Raw genomic sequence first — 25,961 nt, 5'->3', positions numbered from 1 at the left:
TCCGGTTGCCCGATGAAAGTCGGGCCATTCCCCCGGCAAAGCCACCAATCAGATCACTGATTTCCGGCGCGCCGGAATTCACTGTAAGTGCATCTGAAGTCTTTGGAGTGACCCGTGGCTGCCAACTGCGACGTCTGCGGCAAGGGGCCGGGCTTCGGCAACAGCATCTCGCACTCGCACCGCCGTACGTCCCGTCGCTGGAACCCGAACATCCAGCGTGTGCGTGCCGTGGTCGGTGGGACGCCGAAGCGGCTCAACGCCTGCACCTCGTGCATCAAGGCCGGCAAGGTCTCGCGCTAACGCCGACAGTTCGTCGTAGCGCAGCCCCTCCGGTTGCCTTTAAAGCCGGTCCACCTCGGTGGACCGGCTTTTTGGCGTGCCCGTATCCATGCCCCTGTCCGTGTTCTTACTCGTACTCGCACTCGTACACGTGCGCGTGCGACGGTCACCGGAAGCGCCAGGCGTGATCGACAGGGCCGATCCCGCCTCCCAGCGGGAACCCGGCCGCGATCGCCCCGGTGACGTACTCCTTCGCGGCCCGCACGGCATCCGGGACCCCCATCCCCTTCGCCAGCCCCGACGCGACCGCGGACGCCAGGGTGCAGCCCGTCCCATGGGTGTGCCGGTTGTCGTGCCGGGGCGCGCGCAGCCAGTACTCCTCCGCGCCGTCCGTCAGCAGGTCCACCGCGTCCCCCGCGAGATGCCCGCCCTTGATCAGCGCCCACCGCGGCCCGAAGCCGAGCACGGCGTCCGCGGCCCGCCGCATCCCTGTCTCGTCCTCGACCACCACACCCGTCAGCTGACCGACCTCGTCCAGATTCGGCGTGGCGACGGTGGCGACCGGCAGCAGCTTCTTGCGTACGGAGTCCAGCGCGGAGGCGGCCAGCAGCGGGTCGCCGTGCTTGGAGACCCCCACCGGGTCGACGACCACCGGTGCGTCCACATCGGCCAGCAGCTCGGCAACCGTCTCGACGAGCGGGGCGGACGCCAGCATGCCGGTCTTCACGGCCTGTACCCCGATGTCGTCGACGACGCTGCGGTACTGCGCCCGTACCGCATCGACCGGCAGCTCCCACGCGCCCCGCACACCCAGGGAGTTCTGCGCCGTGACCGCGGTGAGCACGCTCATGCCGTGCACGCCGAGCGCCAGCATCGTCTTGAGGTCCGCCTGAATGCCCGCGCCGCCGCCGGAGTCGGACCCGGCGACGGTGAGCACGCGAGGAGGCACCCGGGGAGGTATGTCCATGCCCCCGAATCTACTTGCCGTCCTCGATGTCTCCGAAGTGGTCCCAGCCGCCCTTGCTGGTCCAGGGCGCACCGTCGACCGTCACCTGCGGCAGCGCCGACGGGTTGAGCACCTCACCGATCACCTTCCAGCGGGCCGGCAGCTTCACGTCCGGCGGGAAGGTCGCGACGATCGCGTGGTCCTCTCCCCCGGTCAGCACCCACTGCAGCGGGTCGACGCCGACGGCCTGGCCGATGTCGTTCATCTGCGAGGGGATGTCGATGGAGCCCGAGCGCAGGTCGATCCGGACCTTGCTGGCCTCCGCGATGTGCCCGAGGTCGGCGACGAGTCCGTCGCTGATGTCGCACATGGCGGTGGCGCCGAGGCCGGCCGCCGCGGGTCCCGCGTGGTACGGCGGCTCGGGCCGCCGGTGCGCCTCGACGAAGGCGCGCGGCGAGCGGAAGCCGCGCGAGAGCACCGCGTGCCCGGCGGCCGACCAGCCCAACCAGCCGGTGTACGCGACGACATCGCCGGGCTTGGCGCCTGCCCGGGTGACCGGTTCATGGTTCCGCAGATCGCCGAGCGCGGTGATCGCGAGGGTGATGACATCGCCGCGTACGACATCGCCGCCGACCACCGCGGCTCCGGCGACCTGGCACTCGTCGCGGATGCCGTCCATCAGCTCGGTGGCCCAGGTGACCGGGAGTTCGGCAGGTACGACCAGGCCGAGCAGCAGCGCGGTCGGGACCGCCCCCATCGCCGCGATGTCGGCCAGATTCTGGGCGGCGGCCTTGCGGCCGACGTCGTACGCGGTCGACCAGTCGCGGCGGAAATGCCGTCCCTCCAGCAGGACGTCCGTGCTCGCCACCACCCTGCGGTCGGGTGCGGCCACGACCGCGGCGTCGTCACCGGGTCCGAGCCGGACCGCGGGGGTGGAGGTGAGCCGTGAGGTGAGCTCCCTGATGAGCCCGAACTCCCCCAACTCGCCCACAGTGCCCTTCACCGAGTCTCACCTCTCCGTCGTCCTGCCGGAGTGCCCGGCAGTGCTGCTTGCTTGCGGTCGCGAGCCGTCTGCGCCGTAGGTACCGTCAAGAGATACGTCAACTTCTTCTTCCCGTACGCCACGCTGCGGGCGTCACCCCGCGCGGGGGTCTCCCCGCGGCCCGCGGCGACGCGATACCGTGGCGTCCCTTCCCCCCACATGATCCTCGTGGCCGCCCTGGAGGTTCCGTGGTACAGGCGTACATCCTCATTCAGACCGAGGTGGGCAAGGCGTCGACCGTCGCCGAGACCATCGGCAAGATTCCGGGAGTGATCCAGGCCGAGGACGTGACCGGTCCGTATGACGTGATTGTGCGTGCCCAGGCCGAGACGGTCGACGATCTCGGTCGCATGGTGGTCGCCAAGGTCCAGCAAGTGGACGGCATCACCCGCACCCTGACCTGCCCGGTCGTGCACCTGTAGCCCCCGTCTACGCTTGGCCGGTGACAATTTCCCGCCGCCGGCCCCTCTGTCTGTCCGCTGCCGCGCTGATGCTGCTGGCTGCCGCGGGCTGCTCCTCCACGGACGCAGCGGCGTCGATCACGGTTCCCAGCCCCCCGGCGGAGGAAGCCGCCCTGTGCGGCGCGCTGCACAAGGAGCTTCCGAAGTCCGTGGCCGAGCAGGACCGTAACGACCCTGAGCCGGCTTCCGAACTGACCGCCGGCTGGGGCGATGCCGCGATCGTACTGCGCTGCGGCGTCCCCCGGCCGGAGAAGATGAGCGCCCCCCAGTCACAGGGCGTGCAGGCGAACGGCGTCAACTGGCTGCTGGAGGAGGAGCCCGAGGGCCCCCGCTTCACCACGACATATCGCAAGACCTATGTCGAGGTCACGATGGAGAAGCGGTACGCCCACGACATCACGCCGCTCGCCGAACTGGCCGACGCCGTCAAGAAGACGGTGCCGGCCACGCTCGACGTTCCCTAGGCCCTTTGATCCCTAGCGCAGCCCCGTCGGGCGGCGCAGCGCCGCCTGGATCAGCCTGTCGACCAGCTCGGAGTAGCCGACGCCGCTCTCCTGCCACATCCGCGGGTACATCGAGATCGGCGTGAAGCCGGGCATGGTGTTGATCTCGTTGATGACGAACTCGCCGTTCTCCTGCAGGAAGAAGTCCGCGCGGACCAGTCCCTCGCAGGACGCGGCGTCGAAGGCCTCGACCGCGAGGCGGCGCACCTCGGCGGTCTGCTCGTCGGTCAGCGGCGCGGGCACGAGACCGGCCGCGGAGTCGATGTACTTGGCCTCGAAGTCGTAGAACTCATGGGCCGTGACCGACGGGATCTCGGCCGGGACGCTGGCGCGCGGGCCGTCGTCGAACTCCAGGACGCCGCACTCGATCTCGCGGCCGCGCAGCAGCGACTCCACGAGGATCTTGGGGTCGTGGCGCTGCGCCTCGCTGATCGCCTCGTCCAGGCCGGAGAGGTCGTCGACCTTGGTGATGCCCATGGAGGACCCGGCGCGGGCCGGCTTCACGAAGAGCGGCCAGCCGTGCTCGCCCGCGAAGTCGATGATCTTCTTGCGGGCGGCGGTCGGGTCGAGCTCCCACTCGCGGGGGCGGATCACCTCGTATGGGCCGACGGGCAGGCCGAAGGAGATGAAGACGCGCTTCATGTACTCCTTGTCCTGGCCGACGGCCGAGGCGAGGACGCCCGAGCCGACGTAAGGGATCCCGGCGAGCTCGAGGAGGCCCTGGAGGGTGCCGTCCTCGCCGTACGGGCCGTGCAGCACCGGGAAGACGACATCGACCTCGCCGAGCGCCTTGGGCACGGCACCGGGTTCGCTGTAGACGACCTCGCGGTTGGCGGGGTCGACGGAGAGCACGACACCGCCCTCGGTCGAGTCGGCGAGCTGATCTACGCTCGGCGTCCGCCGGTCGGCGATCGCCATCCGGTCCGGTTCGTCCGCGGTCAGCGCCCAGCGGCCGTCCGTGGTGATGCCGATCGGCAGTACGTCGTACTTCGTACGGTCGATGGCGCGCAGGACTGCGCCGGCGGTGACCACGGAGATCCCGTGTTCGGAGCTGCGACCGCCGAAGACGACGGCTACGCGCGGCTTGCGGAGCTGCTGCTCAGGGCTCTGGGGGAGGTTCTCGCTGCTCATATCGCGATGAGACTACCGTGCACGTCCCGCGCCGTGGAGTGCAGGCACGGGGCGCGCTGGGCTGCCCAGTGCGGCAGGGCGCGGCGGACTGTCCGGGTTCACCCGGCCGGTGGCCGGAGGCCGCCGCAGCAGCTCGAAGCCGCGAAGCGGTGCGAGAGGTGCGTCAAAAAGAGATCAGCGGCGCTCGGGCTTGGCGGCGCGTGACATCAGCTCCTTGAGCGCGACGACCGGCGGCTTGCCCTCGTGGACGATGCCGACGACCGTTTCGGTGATCGGCATGTCGACGCCGTGCCGGCGTGCCAGATCGAGCACCGATTCACAGGACTTGACGCCTTCCGCGGTCTGCTTGGTGACCGCGATGGTCTCCTGGAGCGTCATGCCGCGGCCGAGGTTGGTGCCGAAGGTGTGGTTGCGGGAGAGCGGCGAGCAGCAGGTCGCGACCAGGTCGCCGAGTCCGGCGAGGCCGGAGAAGGTCAGCGGGTCCGCGCCCATCGCGAGGCCGAGGCGGGTGGTCTCGGCCAGCCCGCGGGTGATCAGCGAGCCCTTGGCGTTGTCGCCGAGTCCCATGCCGTCCGCGATGCCGACGGCGAGGCCGATGACGTTCTTGACGGCGCCGCCGAGTTCGCAGCCCACCACGTCCGTGTTGGTGTACGGGCGGAAGTACGGGGTGTGACAGGCGGACTGGAGCCGCTGGGCGACGGCTTCGTCGCGGCAGGCGACGACGGCCGCGGCAGGCCGGCGCTGGGCGATCTCCTTGGCGAGGTTGGGGCCCGTGATCACCGCGACGCGCTCGGCGGGGACCTCGGCGACCTCTGCGATGACCTCGCTCATGCGCTTGGCGGTGCCGAGTTCGACGCCCTTCATCAGGGAGACGAGGACGGTCTCGGCGGGCAGCTTGGGCGCCCATTCGGCGAGGTTGCCGCGGAGCGTCTGGGAGGGGACGGCGAGGACGGTGAAGTCCGCGCCGCGCAGCGCCTCGGCCGGGTCGGTGGTGGCCCGGAGCGAGGAGGGGAGCTCAATTCCCGGCAGATAGTCGGGGTTGGTACGGGTGGTGTTGACGGCGTCGACGAGTTCGGCGCGACGGCCCCAGAGGGTCACATCGCAGCCCGCGTCCGCGAGCACCATGCCGAAGGCCGTACCCCACGAGCCTGTTCCGAATACCGCTGCCTTGGTGGCTGCGCGCGTCACTTGGTGCCCTCCTCGGCGGCCTTGCGGCGCTGCTGTGCGAGTACTTGGCGCAGATCGTACGGCTCCGCGGGGGCCTGCTCGCCGCGCAGTTCCTCCAGCAGGCCGGTGACCGCGGCCATGATGGCCTCCGTCGCCGCCCTCAGCACCTCGGGCGTCGGCTCCTCGCCGTAGAAACGGTCGAGGTCGACCGGCGGACCTGCCTTCACCTGAAGCGTCTTGCGCGGGAAGAAGCGGACCTTCTTCTCCTTCGCGTACGGCGGCATCGCCAAGTTGGCGCCCCACTGCGCGATCGGAATGACGGGCGCCTTGGTCAGCAGAGCCGCGCGTGCGACTCCGGTCTTCGCGGTCATCGGCCACATGCCGGGATCGCGGGTGAGAGTGCCCTCGGGGTAGAAGGCGACGCATTCACCGCGCACCACCGCATCCACGGCGGCGCGGAAGGCGCCGACGGCGTTGGAGGACTCGCGGTAGACGGGAATCTGGCCGGTGCCTCGCAGCAGGGTCCCGACAACGGGCGCCTCGAAGAGCGCGGCCTTGGCGAGGAATCGGGGCACACGTCCGGTGTTGTACTGGAAGTGGCCGTACGAGAACATGTCGAGATACGAGTTGTGATTGACGGCGGTGATGAATCCGCCGTCCGCCGGAATGTTTTCCATCCCCCGCCAGTCCCGCTTGAACAGAACCAACAGCGGCGGTTTCGCGATGACCGCCGCCAGGCGGTACCAGAAGCCGATTCTACGGCGGGACACTCGGACACCCTCCTCTATTGCCGGGCCACCGCCCGGCTGCTGGGGGTCAAGTGTCGCCCCAGGCCCCTGGTCTGTCGAGGACACGGTACGCCCCGGTCCAGGGCCCGGCCCTCAGGACCTTCGCGGGCTCGCGCCACAATGAAGGCCGATGCGCATGGACGGAGAGCTCGCCACGAACACCGACTCGAAGGTCCGCTGGTCCCTGGTCGTCCCGCTGAAGCCCCTTGTACTGGCCAAGAGCAGGCTCGCCAGGGCCGCGGACGACATTCTGCGGCCGTATCTCGCGCTCGCCTTCGCGCAGGACACCGTCGCCGCGGCGCTGGCCTGCGAAGCCGTGCGGGATGTGGCAGTCGTCACGGACGACCCGGCGGCCACGGCCGAGCTGGCCGCACTGGGGGCGCGGATCGTGCCGGACTCTCCGGCGGCGGGCCTCAACGCGGCGCTGGCACACGGGGCGGACACGGTGCGGGCCCTGCGGCCCGCGGCGGCGGTAGCCGCACTCAACGCTGATCTGCCCGCATTGCGTCCCGCGGAATTGTCACGGGTCCTTGCGCGCGCTTCGGTATTTCCCCGGGCATTTCTGGCAGATGCGGCCGGAATCGGTACGACATTGCTCTCGGCGGCGCCCGGCATGGAATTGTGCCCCGCTTTCGGCGGCCGTTCCCGGCGTCGGCATTCGGCATCGGGAGCCACGGAAATCCAGCTCGAAGGCGTCGATTCGGTACGGCAGGACGTGGACACGGGGGACGATCTGGCGGCCGCGCTCGCCCTGGGAGTGGGTCCGCGGACCGCGGAGCGCTGGGCGGCCGGCGCCCACGCTCTGGACGGCTGACGCGACGGCTAGGCTGGCCCGCATGCAGGCGACCTCGTACACCTACGACTCCGAGACCCGCAGCGGGAGCGTGCTGCTCGACGACGGCACCCCGGTTGAGTTCGATGCCGCGGCCTTCGACGCGGGCGGTCTGCGGCTGCTCCGGCCGGGCCAGCGCGTGCGCATCGAGACCGAGGGCGAGGGCGCGTCCCTGCGGATCACCCTGGTGACGCTGCAGACCCTCTGACCGCTGCCCCCTCTGCCCCTCTTCAACGCCGCGGGCCGGGCTCCCCGAAGGGAAGCCCGGCCCGGCGCGTGAGTGGCTCTGTGACCCTTTGCCGCTTACTTCTTCCTGGCGGTGGTCTTCTTGGCGGTCGTCTTGCGCGCCGTCGTCTTCCTGGCCGGCGCCTTCTTGGCCGTGGCCTTCTTGGCCGGCGCGGTCTTCTTGGCGGTCGCCTTCTTGGCGGCCGTCTTCTTGGCCGCGGTCTTCTTGGCGGTCGCCTTCTTCGCCGCCGTCTTCTTGACGGCGGCCTTCTTCGCCGTGACCTTCTTCGCCGCCACCTTCTTGACGGCGGCCTTCTTCGCGGTCACCTTCCTGGCGGTGGCCTTCTTGGCCGCGGCCTTGGCGGTCACACGGCTGGGAGCCCCGCCCGAAAGGCTGCCCTTGGGAGCCTTCTTGACGGCGACCTCGCCACCCCTCGGGAGCTTCTTCGAGCCGCTCACCAGGTCCTTGAAGCCCTGGCCCGCACGGAATCGCGGCACCGAGGTCTTCTTGACCCGTACGCGCTCACCCGTCTGCGGGTTGCGGGCGTAACGAGCAGGACGGTCCACCTTCTCGAACGAGCCGAAGCCGGTGACCGAAACCCGGTCTCCGCCGACAACTGCGCGGACGATCGCGTCAAGTACCGCGTCGACAGCCTCGGCGGCCTGCTGACGGCCGCCGACCTTGTCGGCAATCGCTTCTACGAGCTGCGCCTTGTTCACGTCTTCCCCTTCGGAGACATTGCCGGAACGAATGCGTCCAGGCTTTTTCGCACGTTAGGCAGATATATACCGCAAATCAAACACGAAACGGGCTAATCACCCTAGTGCCGCAACGAAGTCGACCGTCACGGAACTTTGGGTGTCAGTCGCCTTCAGGGAATCGGCCCTCGTCGAGGTCCTTCATGAAGCGGTCCAGACGCCTTGCCGCATCCGGGAGATCGTGCTTCGCCGCGGCCGTGACGACCAGCAGCTTCCGGGACAGCGCCATCCTTACGCCCTCCGGGACTTGCAGTTCACGCACCCTTGTGTGCGCTTCCTTCAATCGGGCGGCGACTGCCTCGTAGAGCTCGAGTTGGCTGTCGCGTTCCATGCACCGATTGTGCCATCTGGGGCGAGTTGTCGCCCGACGGGGTCTCAACAAGCGACTGCGCCCCCCACCGGACGGTGGGGGGCGCAGTACGGGAAAAGCGCTGCTCAGGCCTCAATTGTACGGGGCTTGAAGGCGGGTCGGGATGCCTCGAAAGCCGCGATGTCCGCTTCGTTCTGAAGGGTGAGGCTGATGTCGTCCAGACCGTTCAGCAGCCTCCATCGGGCGTTCTCGTCAAGCTCGAAGTCGGCCGTGATTCCGGTGGCCAGAACCTGTCGCTTCTCCAAGTCCACGGTGATTTCGGCGGTCGGGTCGGCTTCGGTGACCTCCCAGAGCGCGTCCACGATCTTCTGGTCCAGAACCACCGTCAGCAGGCCGTTCTTGAGCGAGTTGCCTCGGAAGATGTCGGCGAACCGGGAGGAGATGACGGCCTTGAAGCCGTAGTTCTGCAGGGCCCACACGGCGTGCTCGCGAGAGGAACCGGTGCCGAACTCCGGGCCGGCCACCAGGACCGTGGCACCCTGCCGCTCGGGCTGGTTGAGGATGAACGACGAATCCTTGCGCCAGGCCTCGAAGAGCCCGTCCTCGAAGCCGTCGCGGGTGACCTTCTTCAGCCAGTGGGCCGGGATGATCTGGTCGGTGTCGACGTTGCTGCGGCGCAGCGGAACAGCCCGGCCGGTGTGCGTGGTGAAAGCTTCCATGGTTGCTCAGACTCCGGCGGTCGCGGGGGCTTCGGACAGGTCGGCGGGCGAGGCCAGATGGCCCAGTACCGCGGTGGCCGCGGCGACCTGGGGCGAGACCAGATGGGTGCGTCCGCCCTTGCCCTGCCTGCCCTCGAAGTTGCGGTTGGAGGTGGACGCGGAGCGCTCGCCGGGAGCCAGTTGGTCGGGGTTCATGCCCAGACACATCGAGCAGCCCGCGTGCCGCCATTCGGCGCCGGCAGCGGTGAAGACCTTGTCCAGGCCTTCCGCGACGGCCTGCAGCGCGACCCGTACGGAGCCGGGGACCACCAGCATCCGTACGCCGTCGGCGACTTTGCGGCCTTCCACAATGGCGGCCGCGTTGCGCAGGTCCTCGATACGGCCGTTGGTGCAGGAGCCTACGAAGACGGTGTCGACCTTGATGTCGCGCAGCGGCTGGCCGGCGCTCAACCCCATGTATTCCAGGGCCTTTTCTGCGGCATGCCGCTCCGAAGCGTCCTCGTACGAAGCCGGGTCGGGGACGTTCGCCGACAGGGGCGCGCCCTGGCCGGGGTTGGTGCCCCAGGTGACGAACGGCGCCAGTTCGGCGGCGTCGATGAACACCTCGGCGTCGAAGACGGCGTCGTCGTCCGTGCGCAGGGTCGTCCAGTACTCGACGGCCGCGTCCCACTCCGCGTCCTTGGGGGCGTGGTCGCGGCCCCGCAGATAGTCGAAAGTGGTCTCGTCGGGGGCGATCATGCCGGCCCTGGCGCCCGCCTCGATCGACATGTTGCAGATGGTCATCCGGGCCTCCATCGAGAGCTTCTCGATGGCGGAGCCGCGGTATTCCAGGATGTAACCCTGACCGCCGCCGGTGCCGATCTTCGCAATGATGGCCAGGATCAGGTCCTTGGCGGTGACACTCTCGGGCAGTTCGCCCTCGACCGTGATGGCCATGGTCTTGGGACGGGCCAGCGGCAGCGTCTGGGTGGCCAGCACATGCTCCACCTGGGAGGTGCCGATGCCGAACGCAAGCGCGCCGAAAGCGCCGTGGGTGGAGGTGTGCGAATCACCGCAGACCACGGTGGTGCCGGGCTGGGTCAGACCCAGCTGGGGGCCCACGACGTGGACGACACCCTGCTCGACGTCGCCCAGCGGATGCAGACGTACGCCGAAGTCGGCGCAGTTCTTGCGCAGCGTCTCCAACTGGACGCGGGAAACCGGGTCGGCGATGGGCTTGTCGATGTCGAGGGTCGGGGTGTTGTGATCCTCGGTCGCGATGGTGAGGTCGAGCCTGCGCACCTGGCGGCCGTTGAGGCGCAGCCCGTCGAAGGCCTGGGGGCTGGTCACCTCGTGCAGCAGGTGCAGATCGATGAAGAGGAGGTCGGGCTCGCCCTCGGCGCGCCGGACGACATGGTCGTCCCAGACCTTCTCCGCGAGTGTCCTACCCATCGCTTTCCCTCCGGCCGGCCGTTCCGCCGACACAACTAGAGATCTTGTCGCAAGCCCGTTGGTCCGCGGGTCGCAACTCCAGGGTGGCGGGTTCTCGGAAAAATTGAACTTGCGTTTCACAGTGTGAGACGTGAATATCGTTGCATGGACAACTCTAGCGGCGTCGGCGTTCTCGACAAGGCAGCTCTGGTATTGAGCGCACTGGAGTCCGGTCCGGCCACCCTCGCCGGGCTGGTCGCGGCGACAGGGCTTGCACGACCCACGGCACATCGCCTTGCTGTGGCACTGGAACACCACCGGATGGTGGCGAGGGACATGCAGGGCCGGTTCATCCTGGGCCCGCGGCTGGCGGAGCTCGCCGCCGCGGCGGGCGAGGACCGGCTGCTGGCCACGGCCGGGCCCGTGCTCACGCATCTGCGCGATGTCACCGGCGAGAGCGCGCAGCTCTACCGCCGGCAGGGAGACATGCGCATCTGCGTGGCAGCGGCCGAGCGGCTGTCCGGACTGCGGGACACCGTGCCGGTCGGCTCCACGCTCACCATGAAGGCCGGCTCGTCGGCCCAGATCCTGATGGCCTGGGAGGAGCCGGAGCGGCTGCACCGCGGGCTGCAGGGCGCCCGTTTCACGGCGACGGCCCTGTCCGGCGTGCGGCGCCGGGGCTGGGCCCAGTCGATCGGCGAACGCGAGCCGGGCGTGGCGTCCGTCTCCGCGCCCGTGCGCGGCCCCTCGAACCGCGTGGTCGCCGCCGTCTCGGTATCCGGGCCGATCGAGCGTCTGACCCGCCATCCGGGCCGGATGCACGCTCAGGCGGTCATCGACGCCGCGGCCCGCCTGAGCGAGGCGCTGCGCCGCTCCGGCTGATCCACGCTGTTCACATACCGGCCAGGCCGCTTCCACGCCGCAGCGGCCGGCCGGGACACGCTTTCCGGGAGGAGGCCTCGGCAGGATGGGGCCTCGGCTGCTTTCAGGGCCACTGGAAGGTGCGTGGCCCCGCGCAGCGCAGCCGCAGGCGCAGCCCGCCGCCGTCCTCGCCGCGCAGCTCCACCGCCTCGCAAAGGCTCCGCAGCAGCCAGAGCCCGTCGTGCTGCCCCGCCTCCGGCCCCGGCGGTACGAAGCCCGCGTAGGGCCCCGGCAGGGCCGCCTGCGGTCCAGTGCCAGCAGGTCCCACACCACGGCGCCCGGCTCCTCCCAGACCCGTAGCTCCGCATCGGTCGCACCGCGCGCCAGCAGCCAGGTCAGCGCCCCGTTGGCCAGCGTCTCGGCCAGCGCCACCCGCTGCCCGGCCAGGCCCGCCGCTTCGGCCCGCAGCCGCGCGAAGCGCCGTACCGCCGCGAGAGAGGCCGGCGGTTCGAGGAGCGCGGCGCTCGTGGGCGGCGGCGGGAGGGGGCCCTGCCCGGCCGGCGCGTACACCTCGGGGTCCGTGTACGTCCCGCAGGGCAGCACAAGGTCCCCCACGACATGGCGCGGGTGGGTTGCCCAGGCGGCCTCCACGACGTGGTCGGGCACGGTTCTGGTGTCGTACGGGCAGATCAGCCGGGCGTCGGTGTGCGCGAGCAGCACATTGAGCCCGGACTCCATCCGCTTCCACTCGGCGATCTGGCGTGGGCACTTCCCCGCCCACACCGGCTCGGCGATCATCCGCACCGGGCGGCCCTGCTCCCCGTAGCGGTTCGAGTACCGCAGGAACGCGGCGACCCGGCCCACCGGCCGGCGGCCGAAGAGGGCGGCGTCGGCGGTGTCGAGAGCCAGGGCCCACTCCCCCAGTGCGTCCCGCAGGAGTTGGATGTTGGCGGGCGTGGTCACGGCGAGCACCGGCTCCCCCGCGGCCAGCCCCTCCTCGGCGAACGGCACGGCCGTCGCCAGGAATTCCTCGTCGTCGCCGTACAGGCAGGCGTGGTGGACAAATCCGTTGTGGGACGGGTCAGTTGACACGGTGGTCTCCAAGCCACAGACCGGGTGTCTCGTCCCAGCCGACCAGCGCGATCACATTCCGCAGATGCGGGGCGAGGCCGGTCAACTCCACACGGTGGCCCGAGTTTCGCGTCCGGGCGAAGCCGATCAGCATGCGCAGTCCGCCGAGATCGAGGAACTCCAGCCTGGAGAGCTCGAGTTGGAGATCGCCTTCGACGGACGCGATAACGTCGAGCGCGCCGCGCAGATGACGGTGCGTGTGGACGTCCACCACGCCCTCGATCCTCAGCCCGGGCGGCCGGCGGATGCGGGTGATGCGTAACTCGGCTGTGCGTACGAGTGGTTCCGCGTCGGCAGCCTCCATGCGCGGAGTATCCGCCGCTGCGAGCGCTGGAGGAAGGAGGGGGACGGAGGAGGATGCGAGGCAGACGCGAAGAGGCCCTCCGCATGCGCGGAGGGCCTCTTCGATGCGTACCCCCGACCGGATTCGAACCGGCGCTACCGCCTTGAGAGGGCGGCGTGCTAGGCCGCTACACAACGGGGGCCTTGCGGATGAGCTCCGCGAGCTGGCCTACCAGGACTCGAACCTAGAATGACGGTACCAGAAACCGTAGTGTTGCCAATTACACCATAGGCCATGGTGGTTTAGACCAGTACCCCCGACCGGATTCGAACCGGCGCTACCGCCTTGAGAGGGCGGCGTGCTAGGCCGCTACACAACGGGGGCCCTAGCGATCCCACCCGACGGAGCCGGGTGATGTCACCGCATGATCATCGGGTGCGACCCTGATGATCAACGGGATGGATCTGTACCCCCGACCGGATTCGAACCGGCGCTACTGCCTTGAGAGGGCAGCGTGCTAGGCCGCTACACAACGGGGGCTTTGCAGAAGATCATTTCTGCGAGCTGGGCTACCAGGACTCGAACCTAGACTAACTGAACCAGAATCAGTCGTGCTGCCAATTACACCATAGCCCACCAAAACTCAACCCCCTGGAGGGGGTTTGTTTGGTTTGCGCTCCCCTGCCGGACCTCTCGGCCCTCTCGGGCGGCGCAGGAAGAACATTACCCGAAGGTGTCCGGCGCTCCAAAACGGGATTCGCCGCGCAGCAGGCCAGGGAGCTGGTCGAGTCCGGTGATCCGGGTGAGCTCGGGCCGGCCTCCAAGACCGGTGCGGTCCAGCCAGATCCCGGCCAGTCCGGCGGCGACGGCGCCCTGGGCGTCGATGTCGGGATGGTCCCCTACATAGGCGACCTCGTGCGGCGCGAGCGCGAGCTCGTCGCAGGCGGCGTGGAAGGCGCCGGGTTCGGGCTTGGACACGCCCAGTTCGACGGCGCACAAGACGGCCTCGAACCGGTCCCGTACGCCGAGAACGCGCAGCTTGCGGTTCTGGTTGTGGATGCTGGAGTTGGACAGGACGGCATGGCGGTAGTCGTCCGCGAGCAGGTCCAGGACGGGCACGGTGTCCGGGAAGAGCGACCAGGCGGCCTCGTAGTGGGCGACGTGCCGGCCGAACCAGGCGTCGGCGTCGGCGTCGCTGAGCGGCGTACCGAGAAAGCTGCGGACGCGGTCCCGGCGCTGCCCCTGGAAGTCGGTCTCACCGCCGGCGAAGCGGGCCCAGTGGAATTCGGTCATCTCGCGCCATGAGTCGAGGGCCTGCCCCACGGATTCGTATCCGTCGGGCATGCCCTCGATCTGCAGATGCTCTCGCATGCCGACGCGGTCGGCGCTGGTGTAGTCGAAGATCGTGTCGTCGATGTCCCAGAGCACGGCTCGGATCGTCATGATCCGAGCTTAGGCGGCCAGCTTCGTCAGCGCCGCGTCGATCCGGGACAGCGTCTTCTCCCGGCCCAGGATCTCCAGCGACTCGAAGAGCGGCAGGCCCACCGTGCGGCCGGTGACCGCGACGCGGACCGGGGCCTGGGCCTTGCCGAGCTTCAGGCCGTGCTCCTCGCCCGCCGCGAGGACCGCGTTCTTGAGCGACTCCGGGCTCGACCACTCCGCGTCGGCCAGCTTCTCGCGGGCCGTACGGAGCAGGGCGTCCGAGCCCTCCTTCATCGCCTTCGCCCAGGACGCCTCGTCCTCGACCGGAGCATCCAGGAAGAGGAAGTCGACGTTGGCGGTGATGTCCGAGAGGACGGTCAGCCGGGTCTGGGCGTGCGGGGCGATCGCCTGCCAGGCCGCCTCGTCGAACTTCTCCGTGGCCCAGTTGGCGTGCGGGGCCCGCAGCCAGGGGCGGCACGCCTCGATGAAGTCCTTCACATCCAGCCGGCGGATGTGGTCGGCGTTGATCGCCTCCGCCTTCTTGAGGTCGAAGCGGGCCGGGTTGGCGTTGACGTCCGCGATGTCGAACCTCTCGACCAGCTCGGCGACCGAGAAGACGTCCTGGTCGGCGGAGAAGGACCAGCCGAGCAGCGAGAGGTAGTTGAGCAGGCCCTCGGGGAGGAAGCCACGCTCGCGGTAGACGTTGAGGGACGCCTGCGGGTCGCGCTTGGACAGCTTCTTGTTGCCCTCGCCCATGACGTACGGCAGATGCCCGAAGGCAGGCGTCTGTTTGGCGATGCCCAGCTCGATCAGCGCCTTGTAGAGCGCGATCTGCCGCGGGGTGGAGGACAGCAGGTCCTCGCCGCGCAGGACGTGCGTGATCTCCATCAGCGCGTCGTCGACCGGGTTGACCAGCGTGTAGAGCGGGGCGCCGTTGGCGCGGACGATGCCGTAGTCCGGGACGTTGTCCGGGGTGAAGGTGAGCTCTCCGCGGACCAGGTCCGTGAAGGTGATCGGCTCGTCGGGCATCTTGAAGCGAACGATGGCCGGACGGCCTTCGGCCTTGTACCGCGCGATGCGCTCGGCGGAGAGGTTGCGGCAGGTGCCGTCGTAGCCGGACGGCTTGCCGGCCAGGCGGGCGGCGTCCCGGCGGGCCTCCAGCTCGACGGCGGTGCAGAAGCACTCGTACGCGTAGCCGCCGGCCATCAGCTTCTCTGCGACGTCGTTGTAGATGTCCATCCGCTGCGACTGGCGGTAGGGGGTGTGCGGACCGCCGATCTCGGGGCCCTCGTCCCAGTCCAGGCCGAGCCAGCGCATCGAGTCGAGCAGCTGGTTGTACGACTCCTCGGAGTCGCGGGCCGCGTCGGTGTCCTCGATGCGGAAGACCATGGTGCCGCCGTTGTGCCGGGCGAAGGCCCAGTTGAACAGGGCGGTGCGGACCAGACCCACATGCGGGTTGCCGGTCGGCGAAGGACAGAAACGTACGCGGACGTTCGCGTTAGCCACGCTTGATCACCTTGTTGGTGAGAGTGCCGATGCCTTGAATGGTGACGGCGACCTCGTCGCCGACGTTGAGAGGGCCGACCCCGGCGGGGGTGCCGGTGAGGATCACGTCGCCCGGGAGCAGCGTCATGGCCTCGGTGATGTTGACGATCAGGTCCTCGATGGAGTGGATCATCTGGCTCGTACGGCCGAGCTGGCGCTGTTCGCCGTTGACCGTGCACTGGATGGCCAGGTCGCTCGGGTCGAGGTCGGTCTCCACCCACGGGCCGAGCGGGCAGGAGCTGTCGAAGCCCTTTGCCCTGGCCCATTGCTTCTCGCGCTTTTGCACGTCGCGCGCGGTGACGTCATTGGCGCAGGTGTAGCCGAGGATGACGTCCTTGACGCGCTCGCGCGGGACCTCGCGGCACATCCGGCCGATGACCACGGCCAGTTCGGCCTCGTGGTGCAGTTCGTTCGAGAAGGAGGGGTACGCGATCGGGTCGCCGGGGCCGACCACCGAGGTGGACGGCTTGAAGAACGCGAACGGCGCGTCGGGGACCTCGTGGCCGAGCTCCGCCGCGTGCTCCGCGTAGTTGCGGCCGAAGGCCACGACCTTGTTGGGAAGCACGGGCGGCAGCAGCCGGACCTTGCTCAGCGGGACCTTCGTGCCGGAGAGCTCGAAGTCCGCGAACGGGATGCCCTTGATGATGTCGAGGACGAGACCGGCGGAGTCACCGGTGCCTTCGCCCTCGACCGCGCCGAAGGCGACATTGCCGTCGATGGAGAACCTGGCGATGCGCACGGGATGCGGGTGCCCCTCTACTTACGCTGACTGGAGTGTGACGCTCCAGGCTAACGCGGGTGCGGGCACGGCCCCGCGCATTACTGGGCGGGGGCGTCCACGAGGATGGTGCGGCGGGGGTTGGCCGTCTGGGTGGGAAGATCGACCGTGTGCTCCAGCTGTTCCGGCGTCTGCAGCTCGTCGGCGTCCTTGAGGTGCGCGAGGGTGGTGCGCCGGGGGTTGGCTATGTTGCGGAACATCGTCGTCGTCTTCATCTGTTGTTTCAGACCCTGTCGGAGTACGGGCACCCAGGTGAGCGCCGGTTGACGGATTTCCCATCCCTGTAAAGCGTCAGGCTAAACATTCAATTCCCCGGGAAAGCCAGCGGGAGACAGCGATCTCCATGTGAGTTTCCTCACGAGTCGACGATCAATTCGGTCATTCCGGACAGGCAACTACCCGCAGAGAAACGGACATTACATCCCTGAAGGCAGCATTCCGCTCCTGATCATGGCGACTGGGACACCCCCCACCCCTAAGTAACTCGTAAGCAAAAGTCCGTTTCCTCCGCGAACTCTTTCTACGCCTTGTGACGCAGTGCTCACACCGTGTCATCCAGGTCACAGCCCGGTACACGGCCCTTGTTGGAGATCCGGCACTGTGCTGGAATTCCACGCACCGCCGCGGTTTACAGGCCGGCGCGCAAGGCGGCGCAACGCAGCGCCGAGTGCGGCGGGGAAGGGGGAGCAGCGCCGGTCACTCACGACCACCACTGGGGCGCGTTCTTCGCCCCACGACGCCGACACCGTCCCGCCGTGCAAGCGGAGGGACGCCTGGTCCAGAGGTTGCGACGCTAGTGCAGGGACGTTTCAAGAGGGATGGCAGCGCTGCGGCGGAACAGGAGCCGCGCGGCGGGACCGACCGCGGATCCTCGCCCCGGCACACCCAGAACCAGGGACCGGCAGCGCCCGGCGACAGCGGCGAACGTGCCGCGCGCCCCGGCGCGGCGGCACCCGGCGGCGACGGGCCCAAGGCCCCGCTGAAGCCGAAGGGGCCCACGGAAACCGGTTCGCGAATAGCACTGCGCAACTGGCGCATCAGCACGCGTCTGGTCTCCCTGCTGACCCTGCCGGTCGTCGCCGCGACCACGCTGGGCGGCCTCCGTATCAACGAGTCCATGGACGACATGCGGCAGCTGGATCACATGCAGCTGCTCACCAAGATGACCAAGCAGGCGACCGAGCTGGCGCAGGCGCTCCAGTCGGAGCGGGACCTGTCGGCGGGTCCGCTGTCCAACAAAACCCCGGTCGACTTCAAGGTCCAGGGCCCGCGGGCCGCGACCGACCGGGCCAGGAAGTCGTTCCTCGAAGCCACCCGTGACATCCCCAACACGGACGAGGACGACGCGCTGGAGAGCATCCGCGCCAACGCGAACCAGATCGCCGTCCAGGTCAACCAGCTCAACGGCATCCGTGAGAGCGCCTACGCCGAGAACGTCCCGCACTCCCTGACGGTGGAGGGCTACAGCCGGCTGATCGAATCGCTGCTGAGCCTCTCCCAGGACATGGCGCAGGCGACCAGTAACCCGGAGATGATCAAGCGGACGCGCGCCCTGGCGGCCTTCTCCGCCGCCAAGGAGTACGCCTCCATCCAGCGCGCGATCATCGCCGCCGCCCTGCCGCCGGGCGGCACCGACGCGAAGGGTCCTGGCCTCGAGGAGAGCGACCGGCTCTACGGCAAGGCCGCCCGCGACAACGGCGAGACCCAGCTCAAGGCCTTCAAGTCGGTCTACGAGTCCTCCGGCGGCAACGCCGACGAACTGACCGAGCCGATGGAGAACGGCAACCCGACGATCACCGCGTCCGAGCTGTACGCCAAGCGCGCGCTGGACAACAGGAACGGTCTGGCCGGCCTGGAGAAGCGCTCGCACCTGGACTGGACCGACGACTACTCGGTCCGCATCAACGCCATGAAGACCATCGAGGCCACGCTGCTCGGCCAGATGGAGGGCAAGGCCCGTGAGCTGCGCGAGCAGTCCCAGCGCGACGCGATCATCAACGGTGCGCTGATCCTCGTCGTCCTCGGCGTCTCGCTCGTCGGCGCCTTCGTCGTGGCCCGCTCCATGATCCGCTCGCTGCGCCGACTGCAGGACACCGCGACCAAGGTCGCCCAGGACCGGCTGCCCGAGCTGGTCAAGCAGCTGTCCGAGGCCGACCCGCAGGACGTCGACACCTCCGTCGAGTCCGTCGGTGTGCACTCAAAGGACGAGATCGGCCAGGTGGCCGCGGCGTTCGACGACGTGCACCGGGAGGCGGTCCGACTGGCCGCCGAGCAGGCGCTGCTGCGAGGCAACGTCAACGCGATGTTCACCAACCTCTCGCGCCGCAGCCAGGGCCTTATCCAGCGTCAGCTCTCGCTCATCTCCGAGCTGGAGTCCCGCGAGGCCGACCCTGACCAGCTGTCCTCCCTCTTCAAGCTGGACCACCTCGCGACCCGTATGCGCCGGAACGGCGAAAACCTCCTCGTCCTCGCGGGCGAGGAGCCGGGCCGCCGGTGGACCCGGCCGGTCCCGCTGGTCGACGTGCTCCGTGCCGCCGCCTCCGAGGTGGAGCAGTACGAGCGCATCGAACTGGCCGCAGTCCCCGCGACCGAGGTCGCGGGCCGCGTCGTCAACGACCTTGTGCACCTCCTGGCCGAGCTGCTCGAGAACGCGACCTCGTTCTCCTCGCCGCAGACCAAGGTCCGCGTCACCGGTCACGCGCTGCCCGACGGCCGCGTCCTGGTCGAGATCCACGACACCGGTATCGGACTCTCCCCCGAGGACCTCGCCGCGATCAACGAGCGGCTGGCGTCGCCGCCCACTGTGGACGTCTCGGTGTCGCGCCGCATGGGTCTGTTCGTGGTCGGCCGGCTGTCCCTGCGGCACGGCATCCGCATCCAGCTGCGCCCCTCCGACTCCGGTGGCACGACCGCGCTGGTCATGCTCCCCGTCGATGTCGCCCACGGCGGCAAGAAGGCCCCGGGCATGCCCGGTGCGGGCGGCCAGGGCGCCGTTCCCCCGGCGCAGGGCGGTCCCGCGAGCCTCGGCGGCCGGCCGGGCGGTGCTCCCGGTGGGGCCGGCGGCGGCAGCCGTCCCGGTCTCGGCGGTGCTCCCGCGGGCGGGCGGCTCGGTGCCGGTGCTCCGCGTGCCGCGCTGCCGCCCCGTGACGGGGCTGCGCGCCCGGGTCAGGGTCAGCAGGGCGGTCAGGGCGGCGGTCTCGCCGGCGCCTTCGGCTCGAGTGCGGGCCGCGGGGCGCAGAACGCTCCCTCGCGTAACGAAGCACGCCAGAACGGCTCCCAGCAGGGTGCTCCGGCCGCCGGAGGGCGGCAGCTGCCGCCCTCCGGCGGCCCGCGCGCCGAGCTCCCCGGCGGCAACCCCCGCCGCGAGGAGCCGCAGCGCCCGCAGCGTCCGCAGGCCGCCAGTTGGGGCAGCGAGCAGCCGTCGGCCCCGCAGCAGCGTCCGGCAGCGGACGCGCCGCGCGGCCACGAGGACAGCGACTCCACCCGCGGTCCCGGCTCGACGGCGGAGTTCGCGCGGCCCGACTTCAACACACCGCCGCCGCGAGGCGCCAACACGGGCGCCGCTTCGGGCTCCACAGGACAGTTCGTACGCGGCGATGTGTACGGCACGCCTGACCCCTCGTCCACGGGCCAGTACGCCCGCCAGGATCTGAACGGCTCGCAGGACCCTGCGTCCACCGCTCAGTTCGCTCGTCCCGATTTCAACGCTCCGGCACCGCGCCAGCGCGGCGGCCGGGACAACTCCGGCTTCGCCCCGCCGCGCCCCGCTGGGGGCACCTCCCATGCCGGAGGCCATGGGGGAGCGCTGCCCCCGCAGCCGCAGCCCGAGGCGCTGCCGCCGGCCGGTCCCGGCGACGGCCGTACGCCGCTGTACGACACGCTCGAGACGAACTGGTTCCATGGCACTCAGAACGGTCAGCAGGGCGGTCAGCCGGCACAGCAGCCGCAGCAGCCGGCGGTCCGTCCCGTTCCACCGATGCCGCAGCGCTCCCCGGCGCAGACCCCGGTGACCCCGGGCAACGCGCCCAACGCGAGTGTTGCCGCTTGGCGCACCTCGCCCAATGACGAGTTGGTACGCCAGGCGGAGCGGGTCAGGAAGCCCGCGGCCGGCGGCGTCACCACCTCTGGTCTGCCTCGCCGGGTCCCGCGCGCCAACCTTGTGCCGGGCACCGCGCAGGAGCAGAACAACCAGGCCGGTCCGCAGGTTTCGCGTGCGCCTGACGACGTACGCGGCCGACTGACCAATCTCCGTCGGGGCATTCAGCAGGGCCGTCAGCAGAACAGCTCGACGACCGGCAGCTTCAACCTCGGCCCCACTCACCAGCAGGAGCGTTAGTTGAGCCCGATGAGCCAGGCGGCGCAGAATCTGAACTGGTTGATCACCAACTTCGTGGACAACACCCCTGGGGTGTCCCACACGGTGGTGGTCTCCGCCGACGGTCTTCTGCTGGCAATGTCCGAAGGATTCCCCCGCGACCGCGCCGACCAACTGGCGGCTGTGGCGTCCGGGCTGACCTCGCTGACCGCGGGGGCGTCCCGGATCTTCGAAGGCGGCCCGGTCAGCCAGACCGTTGTCGAGATGGAGCGCGGCTTCCTCTTCCTCATGTCCGTCTCCGACGGCTCCTCGCTGGCCGTGCTCGCACACCCCGAGTGCGACATCGGCCTCGTGGGCTACGAGATGGCTCTCCTGGTGGACCGGGCGGGCAGTGTCCTCACGCCGGACCTGCGCGCCGAGCTCCAGGGAAGCCTGTTGCACTGAACCCGCCTACCCCACGCAGGTGCTTCAGCCATACGCCACCGCACAGTCACCGTCAGGTCGCCCACAGGCCCCCCACCGGCCCACTCAGACGGCACGCCGACCACTTGCTGTCACGCCCGGAGGATTCATGACCCCGCCACCCGCCTCTCACGATCCGTACGGCGCCTCACTCGACGCGTCGTACGGACTTGAGGGCGATCAGCCGCTGGTCCGTCCGTACGCCATGACCGGTGGCCGGACCCGGCCGCGCTACCAGCTCGCCATAGAGGCGCTGGTCAGCACCACGGCCGACCCTGCGCACCTCGGGACACTGCTCCCCGAGCACCAGCGGATCTGCCACCTGTGCCGTGAGGTCAAGTCGGTGGCCGAGGTCTCGGCGCTGCTGTCGATGCCCCTGGGGGTGGCCCGGATCCTCGTGGCCGACCTGGCGGAGGCGGGCATGGTGGCAATCCATCAGCCGGGCAACGGAGAGGCCGGCGGCACGCCGGATGTGACACTGCTCGAAAGGGTGCTCAGTGGACTTCGCAAGATCTAGCGGCGGTGCAGCCCGGTCGACCACCAGCGCGAAGATCGTGGTGGCGGGCGGCTTCGGCGTGGGCAAGACCACGTTCGTGGGCGCGGTCTCGGAGATCAACCCGCTCCGTACCGAAGCCGTGATGACGAGCGCGTCCGCGGGCATCGACGACCTGACCCACACCGGGGACAAGACCACCACGACGGTGGCCATGGACTTCGGCCGTATCACCCTGGACCAGGACCTGATCCTGTACCTGTTCGGCACGCCCGGACAGGACCGCTTCTGGTTCATGTGGGACGACCTGGTCCGCGGTGCGATCGGCGCGGTGGTGCTGGTGGACACCCGGAGACTTGCCGACTGCTTCCCGGCGGTCGACTACTTCGAGAACAGCGGCCTGCCATTCGTCGTCGCCCTCAACGGCTTCGAGGGACACCAGCCGTACAATCCGGAGGAGGTGCGCGAAGCTCTCCAGATCGGTCCGGACGCTCCGATCATCACCACCGACGCCCGCCACCGCGCGGACGCCAAGAGCGCCCTGATCACGCTGGTCGAGCACGCACTGATGGCACGGCTCAAGTAGACGGTCGAATGGACGGTCAAGTGGACGTCGACGTACGGCAGTTGTCGTAGTTGTGAGGGGGCGGGCTGTGTCGATTGACACGGTCCGCCTCCGTGTTCATAACGTTTCGACAGAGAATTACCCGGCCTCGGACACCCGGTGCATACGAGTAGTACCACTGCGCTCACATCACCCCCGCGATTTGACGGGGCTCGCCCCTTATGCCCCGTTTTATCTGAGGCCTGCACCACTCGGAATGGCTGATTCCAACTGTTTGGAAGGGGGCCGCTCGACGTGCTGAAATCTGGCGAACTCCCTAGTAGTAAAGCTCTGAACGAAACACGGCACAGCGTAGGTGCCGACGCCGAGAGGTTGTTGGTCGAGTGAGGCGAAGCATGACGAGCTCCGCAGAGCAGCAGGCGCGGGGCAACTTCACCCCGCCGCCGCGCACAGCGGCGTCGCCTGCGGATGCGCCCGGTCCGTCCCCGGCCGCCGGAAGCTCCAGTCGGCTGTCCCCGCGCAACTGGCGGGTGCCCACCCGTCTGAACGCGATCCTCCTCATTCCCGTGCTCGTCGGTCTGGTGATGGGCGGCTTCCAGGTCAAGTCCTCCATCGACACCTGGGACGAGGCGCAGGACGCCGAGAAGACGGCGCTGATCGTGCGCGCCGCCTCGGAGTACGGCCAGGCGCTGCTCAACGAGCGTGACCTCACAGCCGCGACGCTGCTCACCGCCACCAGCGAGGCAGACCGCCAGAAGCCGGTCGTCACCAAGGCGTACGAGACCACGGACGCCGCGAAAAGGAAGTTCGACCTGGCCATCCAGGACATGCCCGACAAGCAGGGTCTGGATCGCCGGCTGAGCCTCTTCCGCTCGGAGGAGCCGACCCTCGCCAAGCTCCGCCTGGCCGCGTACACCAAGGCCCTCGACCCGGTGAAGACCGAAGAGGGCTACGTCAAGGTCCAGCACTCGCTGATGGAGTTCTCGAACGAGCTCGGCCTCGGCACCGGCAACATCACCAGCTACGGCCGTACGGTCTACGCGGTCCAGCTGGCCAAGGCCGCCGCGTCGCTCCAGCGCTCCATCGGCATGCACCTGCTGGTCCGTCCCAGCGCGGACGACACCGTCCGCGCCCAGCAGACCGTGGCGTTCAACTCGTACAACTACCTCGAGCAGATCGCGATCGGCGAGTACGTCTCCGGCGGCACCCAGGCCGACACGGACAAGCTGAAGCAGATCATGGCGGGCAAGGCCGCCGCGGGCGAGAAGCAGCTCAAGGCCCTGGGCCTCAACCCCCCGCGGGACAAGAGCGGCCAGGTCCTGGCCGGCATGGCCGGCAAGATCGGCGAGGGGCTGAGCCCCAGGGAGCTGAAGAAGCTCGACGTCACGCCCGAGACCTGGATGGGCGCGTCCACCGCCAAGTTCGACGGCTACACCGAGATCGAGAACGAACTCGTCGACAAGGCCGTGACCGAGGCCGCGGCGATCTCCGACGACGCCAAGACCGACGCCATCACCAACGGCGGCATCGTCGTCATCGCCCTGCTCACCGCCTTCATCCTGGCCGGCCTCATGGCCCGCCAGATGAGCCGCTCGATGCGCCAGCTGCGCACCGCCGCCTTCGGCATCGCCGAGCAGCGCCTGCCGATGCTGGTCGACCAGCTGTCGCGTACGGAGCCGGGCCGCGTCGACACCCGCGTGCAGCCGATCCCGATCGACAGCCAGGACGAGATCGGCGAAGTTGCCCGCGCCTTCGACCAGGTCCACCGCGAGGCCGTGCGGCTCGCCGCCGAACAGGCCATGCTCCGTGGCAACGTCAACGCGATCTTCACCAACCTGTCGCGCCGCAACCAGTCGCTGATCGAGGGCCAGCTGACCCTGATCACCGACCTGGAGAACAACGAGGCCGACCCGGACCAGCTGGAGAACCTCTTCAAGCTGGACCACCTGGCGACCCGTATGCGCCGCAACGGCGAGAACCTGCTGGTCCTCGCCGGCGAGGAGCCGGGGCGCCGCTGGAACCAGCCGGTGCCGCTGGTCGACGTGCTGCGTGCCGCCTCCTCCGAGGTGGAGTCGTACGAGCGCATCGAGCTGACCGGCGTCCCGGAGACGGACATCCACGGCCAGGCCGTGACCGACCTTGTGCACCTGCTGGCCGAGCTGCTGGAGAACGCCACAACGTTCTCCTCGCCGCAGACCAAGGTGCGCGTCACCGCGACCCGTCTGCCCGACGGCCGCGTGATGATCGAGATCCACGACAAGGGCATCGGCCTGACCGCCGAGGACTTCGCGGACATCAACCACAAGCTGGCCAACCCGCCGACGGTGGACGCCGCCGTCTCGCAGCGCATGGGCCTGTTCGTGGTCGGCCGCCTTGCCGACCGGCACGGCATCCGCGTCCAGCTGCGCCCCTCCGGCGAGCAGGCGGGCACCACCTCGCTGGTCATGCTGCCCGACGCCATCACGCACGGTGGCGGTGGCGAGCCGCTGCCCGAGGACGACTTCACGGTCTCCCAGATCATTCCGGAGCAGCAGGTCTTCGAGCCCGCCCCGATCCAGAGTGCCCCGATGCGCACCGCCGCGGAGCTCGGCTTCGACGACTCCCGCTACGAGGACTCTCCGAAGCTCGACCCGGTAGGCCGCTCGCTGATACGCGAGGAGCGCCGTGCGGCGCTGGAGGCGCAGGCTCAGGGCGGCGAGCGGCCGCTCTACCGGGACGAGACGCAGTACCCGCAGGAGCAGCAGCAGTACGCCTCCGAGTACGGCCAGGAGTACGCGCAGGACTACGCCCAGGAGCAGCCGCAGGCGTACGACGGCTACCAGCCGCAGGGCGGATACCAAGGGCCCCAGGAGCACCAGGAATCCGCATATGCGGAAGCCACTTACCAGGCTTCGCAGACGCCGGAGCCGCAGTACGACGGACAGTTCGACACCCAGTCCCACCAGGCAGAGTGGCCGGAACAAGGTACGTACCAGAGTGCGTACGAGCCGGAGTACCGGACCGATTCGGAATCTGCCCCCGGCGCCCCCACGAACGCCCCGGAGCGCGTAGGCTTCGAACGTCCGGGACCCTCTCCGAGCAGCAGCCACGCGCTGACCGACGCCGGTCTGCCGCGGCGCGGCGGCACCCAGCAGCCGCAGCCCCAGCAGCAGTGGCAGCAGCCCGCCGAGCAGGCCCAGCAAGCTCCGCAGAGCGGTCAGGCCGAGGCGGCCGGCAACGGCGCCGGCCCCGAGGACTGGCGCTCGACCAACGACCAGCGCTGGCAGCGGGCGGAGAAGCTCCGCGAGCCGAAGGCGGGCGGGGTCACCCCCTCCGGTCTTCCACGGCGAGTACCCAAGGCCAATCTCGTCGAGGGAACCGCGGAGCAGACGCCGCAGGGCGGCCCCCAGGTCTCCCGCGCCCCGGAGGACGTACGTGGCAGGTTGAGCAACCTGCGGCGCGGCGTCCAGCAGGGACGCAGCGCGGGAACGGACACGAACGGACCGGGCTTCGGCTCGGGCAGTACCTACAACCAGGAGCGTTAGTGTGAGCCCG

The 25,961-nt window shown here is 69.3% G+C and carries 26 protein-coding genes, 5 tRNA genes and 1 pseudogene; 11 read left to right on the top strand and 21 right to left on the bottom strand.

Going from position 1 to position 25,961, the window contains the following annotated elements; all coding sequences use genetic code 11:
* The first annotated feature begins 114 nt into the window (after positions 1 to 114).
* Positions 115 to 300: a 50S ribosomal protein L28 gene (gene rpmB / locus ACH492_RS10170; RefSeq protein WP_307660871.1), complete on the top strand. Its 186-nt coding sequence runs from the start codon at positions 115 to 117 to the stop codon at positions 298 to 300.
* A 145-nt stretch (positions 301 to 445) separates the two neighbouring features.
* Here rpmB and thiD read toward each other — a convergent pair whose 3' ends face one another.
* Both thiD and ACH492_RS10160 read right to left on the bottom strand, forming a co-directional pair.
* On the bottom strand, positions 446 to 1,246 hold the full coding sequence (gene thiD / locus ACH492_RS10165) for a bifunctional hydroxymethylpyrimidine kinase/phosphomethylpyrimidine kinase (protein ID WP_398984687.1): 801 nt from the start codon (positions 1,244 to 1,246) through the stop codon (positions 446 to 448).
* 10 nt (positions 1,247 to 1,256) lie between these two features.
* Positions 1,257 to 2,228 (bottom strand): thiamine-phosphate kinase, encoded by a 972-nt coding sequence (locus tag ACH492_RS10160; protein WP_307660873.1) that lies wholly within the window; start codon positions 2,226 to 2,228, stop codon positions 1,257 to 1,259.
* Between the two features lie 227 nt (positions 2,229 to 2,455).
* Between ACH492_RS10160 and ACH492_RS10155 the strand changes: the two genes are divergently transcribed.
* Complete coding sequence (locus tag ACH492_RS10155) at positions 2,456 to 2,689, top strand: Lrp/AsnC family transcriptional regulator (protein ID WP_108152814.1); 234 nt, start codon at positions 2,456 to 2,458, stop codon at positions 2,687 to 2,689.
* Positions 2,690 to 2,715: 26 nt separating this feature from the next.
* Positions 2,716 to 3,192, top strand: coding sequence for a DUF3515 domain-containing protein (locus ACH492_RS10150; RefSeq protein ID WP_398984836.1), 477 nt, complete (start codon positions 2,716 to 2,718; stop codon positions 3,190 to 3,192).
* A gap of 12 nt (positions 3,193 to 3,204) precedes the next feature.
* Here the strand turns inward: ACH492_RS10150 and ACH492_RS10145 are convergent, their stop codons facing one another.
* From ACH492_RS10145 to ACH492_RS10135, 3 genes are all read right to left on the bottom strand, one after another.
* On the bottom strand, positions 3,205 to 4,362 hold the full coding sequence (locus tag ACH492_RS10145; protein ID WP_398984685.1) for a D-alanine--D-alanine ligase family protein: 1,158 nt from the start codon (positions 4,360 to 4,362) through the stop codon (positions 3,205 to 3,207).
* Positions 4,363 to 4,536: 174 nt separating this feature from the next.
* The gene (locus tag ACH492_RS10140; RefSeq protein ID WP_398984683.1) at positions 4,537 to 5,550 is read right to left on the bottom strand and encodes an NAD(P)H-dependent glycerol-3-phosphate dehydrogenase; all 1,014 of its coding nucleotides are present in this window, start codon (positions 5,548 to 5,550) and stop codon (positions 4,537 to 4,539) included.
* The gene (locus tag ACH492_RS10135; RefSeq protein ID WP_398984681.1) at positions 5,547 to 6,299 is read right to left on the bottom strand and encodes a lysophospholipid acyltransferase family protein; all 753 of its coding nucleotides are present in this window, start codon (positions 6,297 to 6,299) and stop codon (positions 5,547 to 5,549) included. Before ACH492_RS10135 ends, ACH492_RS10140 begins: the two co-directional genes overlap by 4 nt.
* A 148-nt stretch (positions 6,300 to 6,447) precedes the next feature.
* Here ACH492_RS10135 and cofC point away from each other — a divergent pair, with 148 nt between their 5' ends.
* The gene (gene cofC / locus ACH492_RS10130) at positions 6,448 to 7,131 is read left to right on the top strand and encodes a 2-phospho-L-lactate guanylyltransferase (RefSeq protein ID WP_398984679.1); all 684 of its coding nucleotides are present in this window, start codon (positions 6,448 to 6,450) and stop codon (positions 7,129 to 7,131) included.
* A 22-nt stretch (positions 7,132 to 7,153) separates the two neighbouring features.
* Positions 7,154 to 7,357 (top strand): hypothetical protein, encoded by a 204-nt coding sequence (locus ACH492_RS10125; RefSeq protein WP_307660878.1) that lies wholly within the window; start codon positions 7,154 to 7,156, stop codon positions 7,355 to 7,357.
* A gap of 95 nt (positions 7,358 to 7,452) precedes the next feature.
* Here ACH492_RS10125 and ACH492_RS10120 read toward each other — a convergent pair whose 3' ends face one another.
* The 4 genes from ACH492_RS10120 to leuC all read right to left on the bottom strand — a co-directional run bounded on the left by ACH492_RS10120 (position 7,453) and on the right by leuC (position 10,593).
* Positions 7,453 to 8,094, bottom strand: coding sequence for an HU family DNA-binding protein (locus ACH492_RS10120; protein WP_398984677.1), 642 nt, complete (start codon positions 8,092 to 8,094; stop codon positions 7,453 to 7,455).
* Between the two features lie 142 nt (positions 8,095 to 8,236).
* Complete coding sequence (locus ACH492_RS10115; RefSeq protein WP_398984675.1) at positions 8,237 to 8,464, bottom strand: hypothetical protein; 228 nt, start codon at positions 8,462 to 8,464, stop codon at positions 8,237 to 8,239.
* Between the two features lie 104 nt (positions 8,465 to 8,568).
* The gene (gene leuD, locus ACH492_RS10110) at positions 8,569 to 9,162 is read right to left on the bottom strand and encodes a 3-isopropylmalate dehydratase small subunit (protein WP_398984673.1); all 594 of its coding nucleotides are present in this window, start codon (positions 9,160 to 9,162) and stop codon (positions 8,569 to 8,571) included.
* A 6-nt stretch (positions 9,163 to 9,168) separates the two neighbouring features.
* A complete protein-coding gene (leuC, locus tag ACH492_RS10105; RefSeq protein ID WP_398984834.1) occupies positions 9,169 to 10,593 on the bottom strand; it encodes a 3-isopropylmalate dehydratase large subunit in 1,425 nt (474 codons plus the stop codon).
* Between the two features lie 144 nt (positions 10,594 to 10,737).
* On the opposite strand from leuC, the gene ndgR reads away from it, so the two are divergent.
* Positions 10,738 to 11,454 carry an IclR family transcriptional regulator NdgR gene (gene ndgR / locus ACH492_RS10100; protein WP_026278050.1) on the top strand — a complete coding sequence of 239 codons (717 nt, stop codon included), beginning with the start codon at positions 10,738 to 10,740 and terminating at the stop codon, positions 11,452 to 11,454.
* 103 nt (positions 11,455 to 11,557) lie between these two features.
* Here ndgR and ACH492_RS10095 read toward each other — a convergent pair whose 3' ends face one another.
* From ACH492_RS10095 to ACH492_RS10040, 12 genes and pseudogenes are all read right to left on the bottom strand, one after another.
* Positions 11,558 to 11,761 (bottom strand): hypothetical protein, encoded by a 204-nt coding sequence (locus ACH492_RS10095; RefSeq protein ID WP_398984846.1) that lies wholly within the window; start codon positions 11,759 to 11,761, stop codon positions 11,558 to 11,560.
* Positions 11,762 to 12,117: 356 nt separating this feature from the next.
* Positions 12,118 to 12,444 (bottom strand): annotated as a pseudogene (locus ACH492_RS10090) (MEDS domain-containing protein); the annotation flags it as partial.
* A 70-nt stretch (positions 12,445 to 12,514) separates the two neighbouring features.
* Positions 12,515 to 12,868 (bottom strand): STAS domain-containing protein, encoded by a 354-nt coding sequence (locus ACH492_RS10085; protein ID WP_398984671.1) that lies wholly within the window; start codon positions 12,866 to 12,868, stop codon positions 12,515 to 12,517.
* Positions 12,869 to 12,976: 108 nt separating this feature from the next.
* Positions 12,977 to 13,049: transfer RNA gene (locus ACH492_RS10080), tRNA-Glu, on the bottom strand.
* 21 nt (positions 13,050 to 13,070) lie between these two features.
* Positions 13,071 to 13,142 (bottom strand) — tRNA-Gln (locus tag ACH492_RS10075).
* Positions 13,143 to 13,158: 16 nt separating this feature from the next.
* Positions 13,159 to 13,231, bottom strand: a tRNA-Glu gene (locus ACH492_RS10070).
* A gap of 83 nt (positions 13,232 to 13,314) precedes the next feature.
* Positions 13,315 to 13,387: transfer RNA gene (locus ACH492_RS10065), tRNA-Glu, on the bottom strand.
* A gap of 24 nt (positions 13,388 to 13,411) precedes the next feature.
* A tRNA-Gln gene (locus ACH492_RS10060) sits at positions 13,412 to 13,483 on the bottom strand.
* Positions 13,484 to 13,570: 87 nt separating this feature from the next.
* Entirely contained in the window at positions 13,571 to 14,290 is a 720-nt protein-coding gene (locus ACH492_RS10055) for an HAD family hydrolase (RefSeq protein WP_398984669.1), read from the bottom strand.
* A gap of 9 nt (positions 14,291 to 14,299) precedes the next feature.
* A complete protein-coding gene (gene gltX / locus ACH492_RS10050; protein ID WP_398984667.1) occupies positions 14,300 to 15,775 on the bottom strand; it encodes a glutamate--tRNA ligase in 1,476 nt (491 codons plus the stop codon).
* Positions 15,768 to 16,553 carry a fumarylacetoacetate hydrolase family protein gene (locus ACH492_RS10045; protein WP_307660887.1) on the bottom strand — a complete coding sequence of 262 codons (786 nt, stop codon included), beginning with the start codon at positions 16,551 to 16,553 and terminating at the stop codon, positions 15,768 to 15,770. The genes gltX and ACH492_RS10045 overlap by 8 nt, the downstream gene beginning before the upstream one ends.
* 80 nt (positions 16,554 to 16,633) lie before the next feature.
* Positions 16,634 to 16,807, bottom strand: coding sequence for a hypothetical protein (locus tag ACH492_RS10040; protein ID WP_398984665.1), 174 nt, complete (start codon positions 16,805 to 16,807; stop codon positions 16,634 to 16,636).
* A gap of 581 nt (positions 16,808 to 17,388) precedes the next feature.
* On the opposite strand from ACH492_RS10040, the gene ACH492_RS10035 reads away from it, so the two are divergent.
* The 5 genes from ACH492_RS10035 to ACH492_RS10015 all read left to right on the top strand — a co-directional run bounded on the left by ACH492_RS10035 (position 17,389) and on the right by ACH492_RS10015 (position 25,951).
* Positions 17,389 to 20,928 carry a nitrate- and nitrite sensing domain-containing protein gene (locus ACH492_RS10035; protein WP_398984663.1) on the top strand — a complete coding sequence of 1,180 codons (3,540 nt, stop codon included), beginning with the start codon at positions 17,389 to 17,391 and terminating at the stop codon, positions 20,926 to 20,928.
* A gap of 9 nt (positions 20,929 to 20,937) precedes the next feature.
* On the top strand, positions 20,938 to 21,351 hold the full coding sequence (locus tag ACH492_RS10030; RefSeq protein WP_142214992.1) for a roadblock/LC7 domain-containing protein: 414 nt from the start codon (positions 20,938 to 20,940) through the stop codon (positions 21,349 to 21,351).
* A 127-nt stretch (positions 21,352 to 21,478) separates the two neighbouring features.
* Positions 21,479 to 21,886, top strand: coding sequence for a DUF742 domain-containing protein (locus ACH492_RS10025; protein WP_398984661.1), 408 nt, complete (start codon positions 21,479 to 21,481; stop codon positions 21,884 to 21,886).
* Positions 21,867 to 22,448 carry an ATP/GTP-binding protein gene (locus tag ACH492_RS10020; RefSeq protein WP_307660891.1) on the top strand — a complete coding sequence of 194 codons (582 nt, stop codon included), beginning with the start codon at positions 21,867 to 21,869 and terminating at the stop codon, positions 22,446 to 22,448. Before ACH492_RS10025 ends, ACH492_RS10020 begins: the two co-directional genes overlap by 20 nt.
* A gap of 362 nt (positions 22,449 to 22,810) precedes the next feature.
* Positions 22,811 to 25,951, top strand: a complete 3,141-nt coding sequence (locus ACH492_RS10015) for a nitrate- and nitrite sensing domain-containing protein (protein WP_398984659.1) — start codon at positions 22,811 to 22,813, stop codon at positions 25,949 to 25,951.
* The last annotated feature ends 10 nt before the right edge of the window (positions 25,952 to 25,961 follow it).

Source organism: Streptomyces sp. NPDC019443 (genome assembly GCF_044389785.1).
In the GTDB taxonomy this organism is placed as follows: domain Bacteria; phylum Actinomycetota; class Actinomycetes; order Streptomycetales; family Streptomycetaceae; genus Streptomyces.
This window is presented reverse-complemented; position numbering and strand designations above follow the sequence as displayed.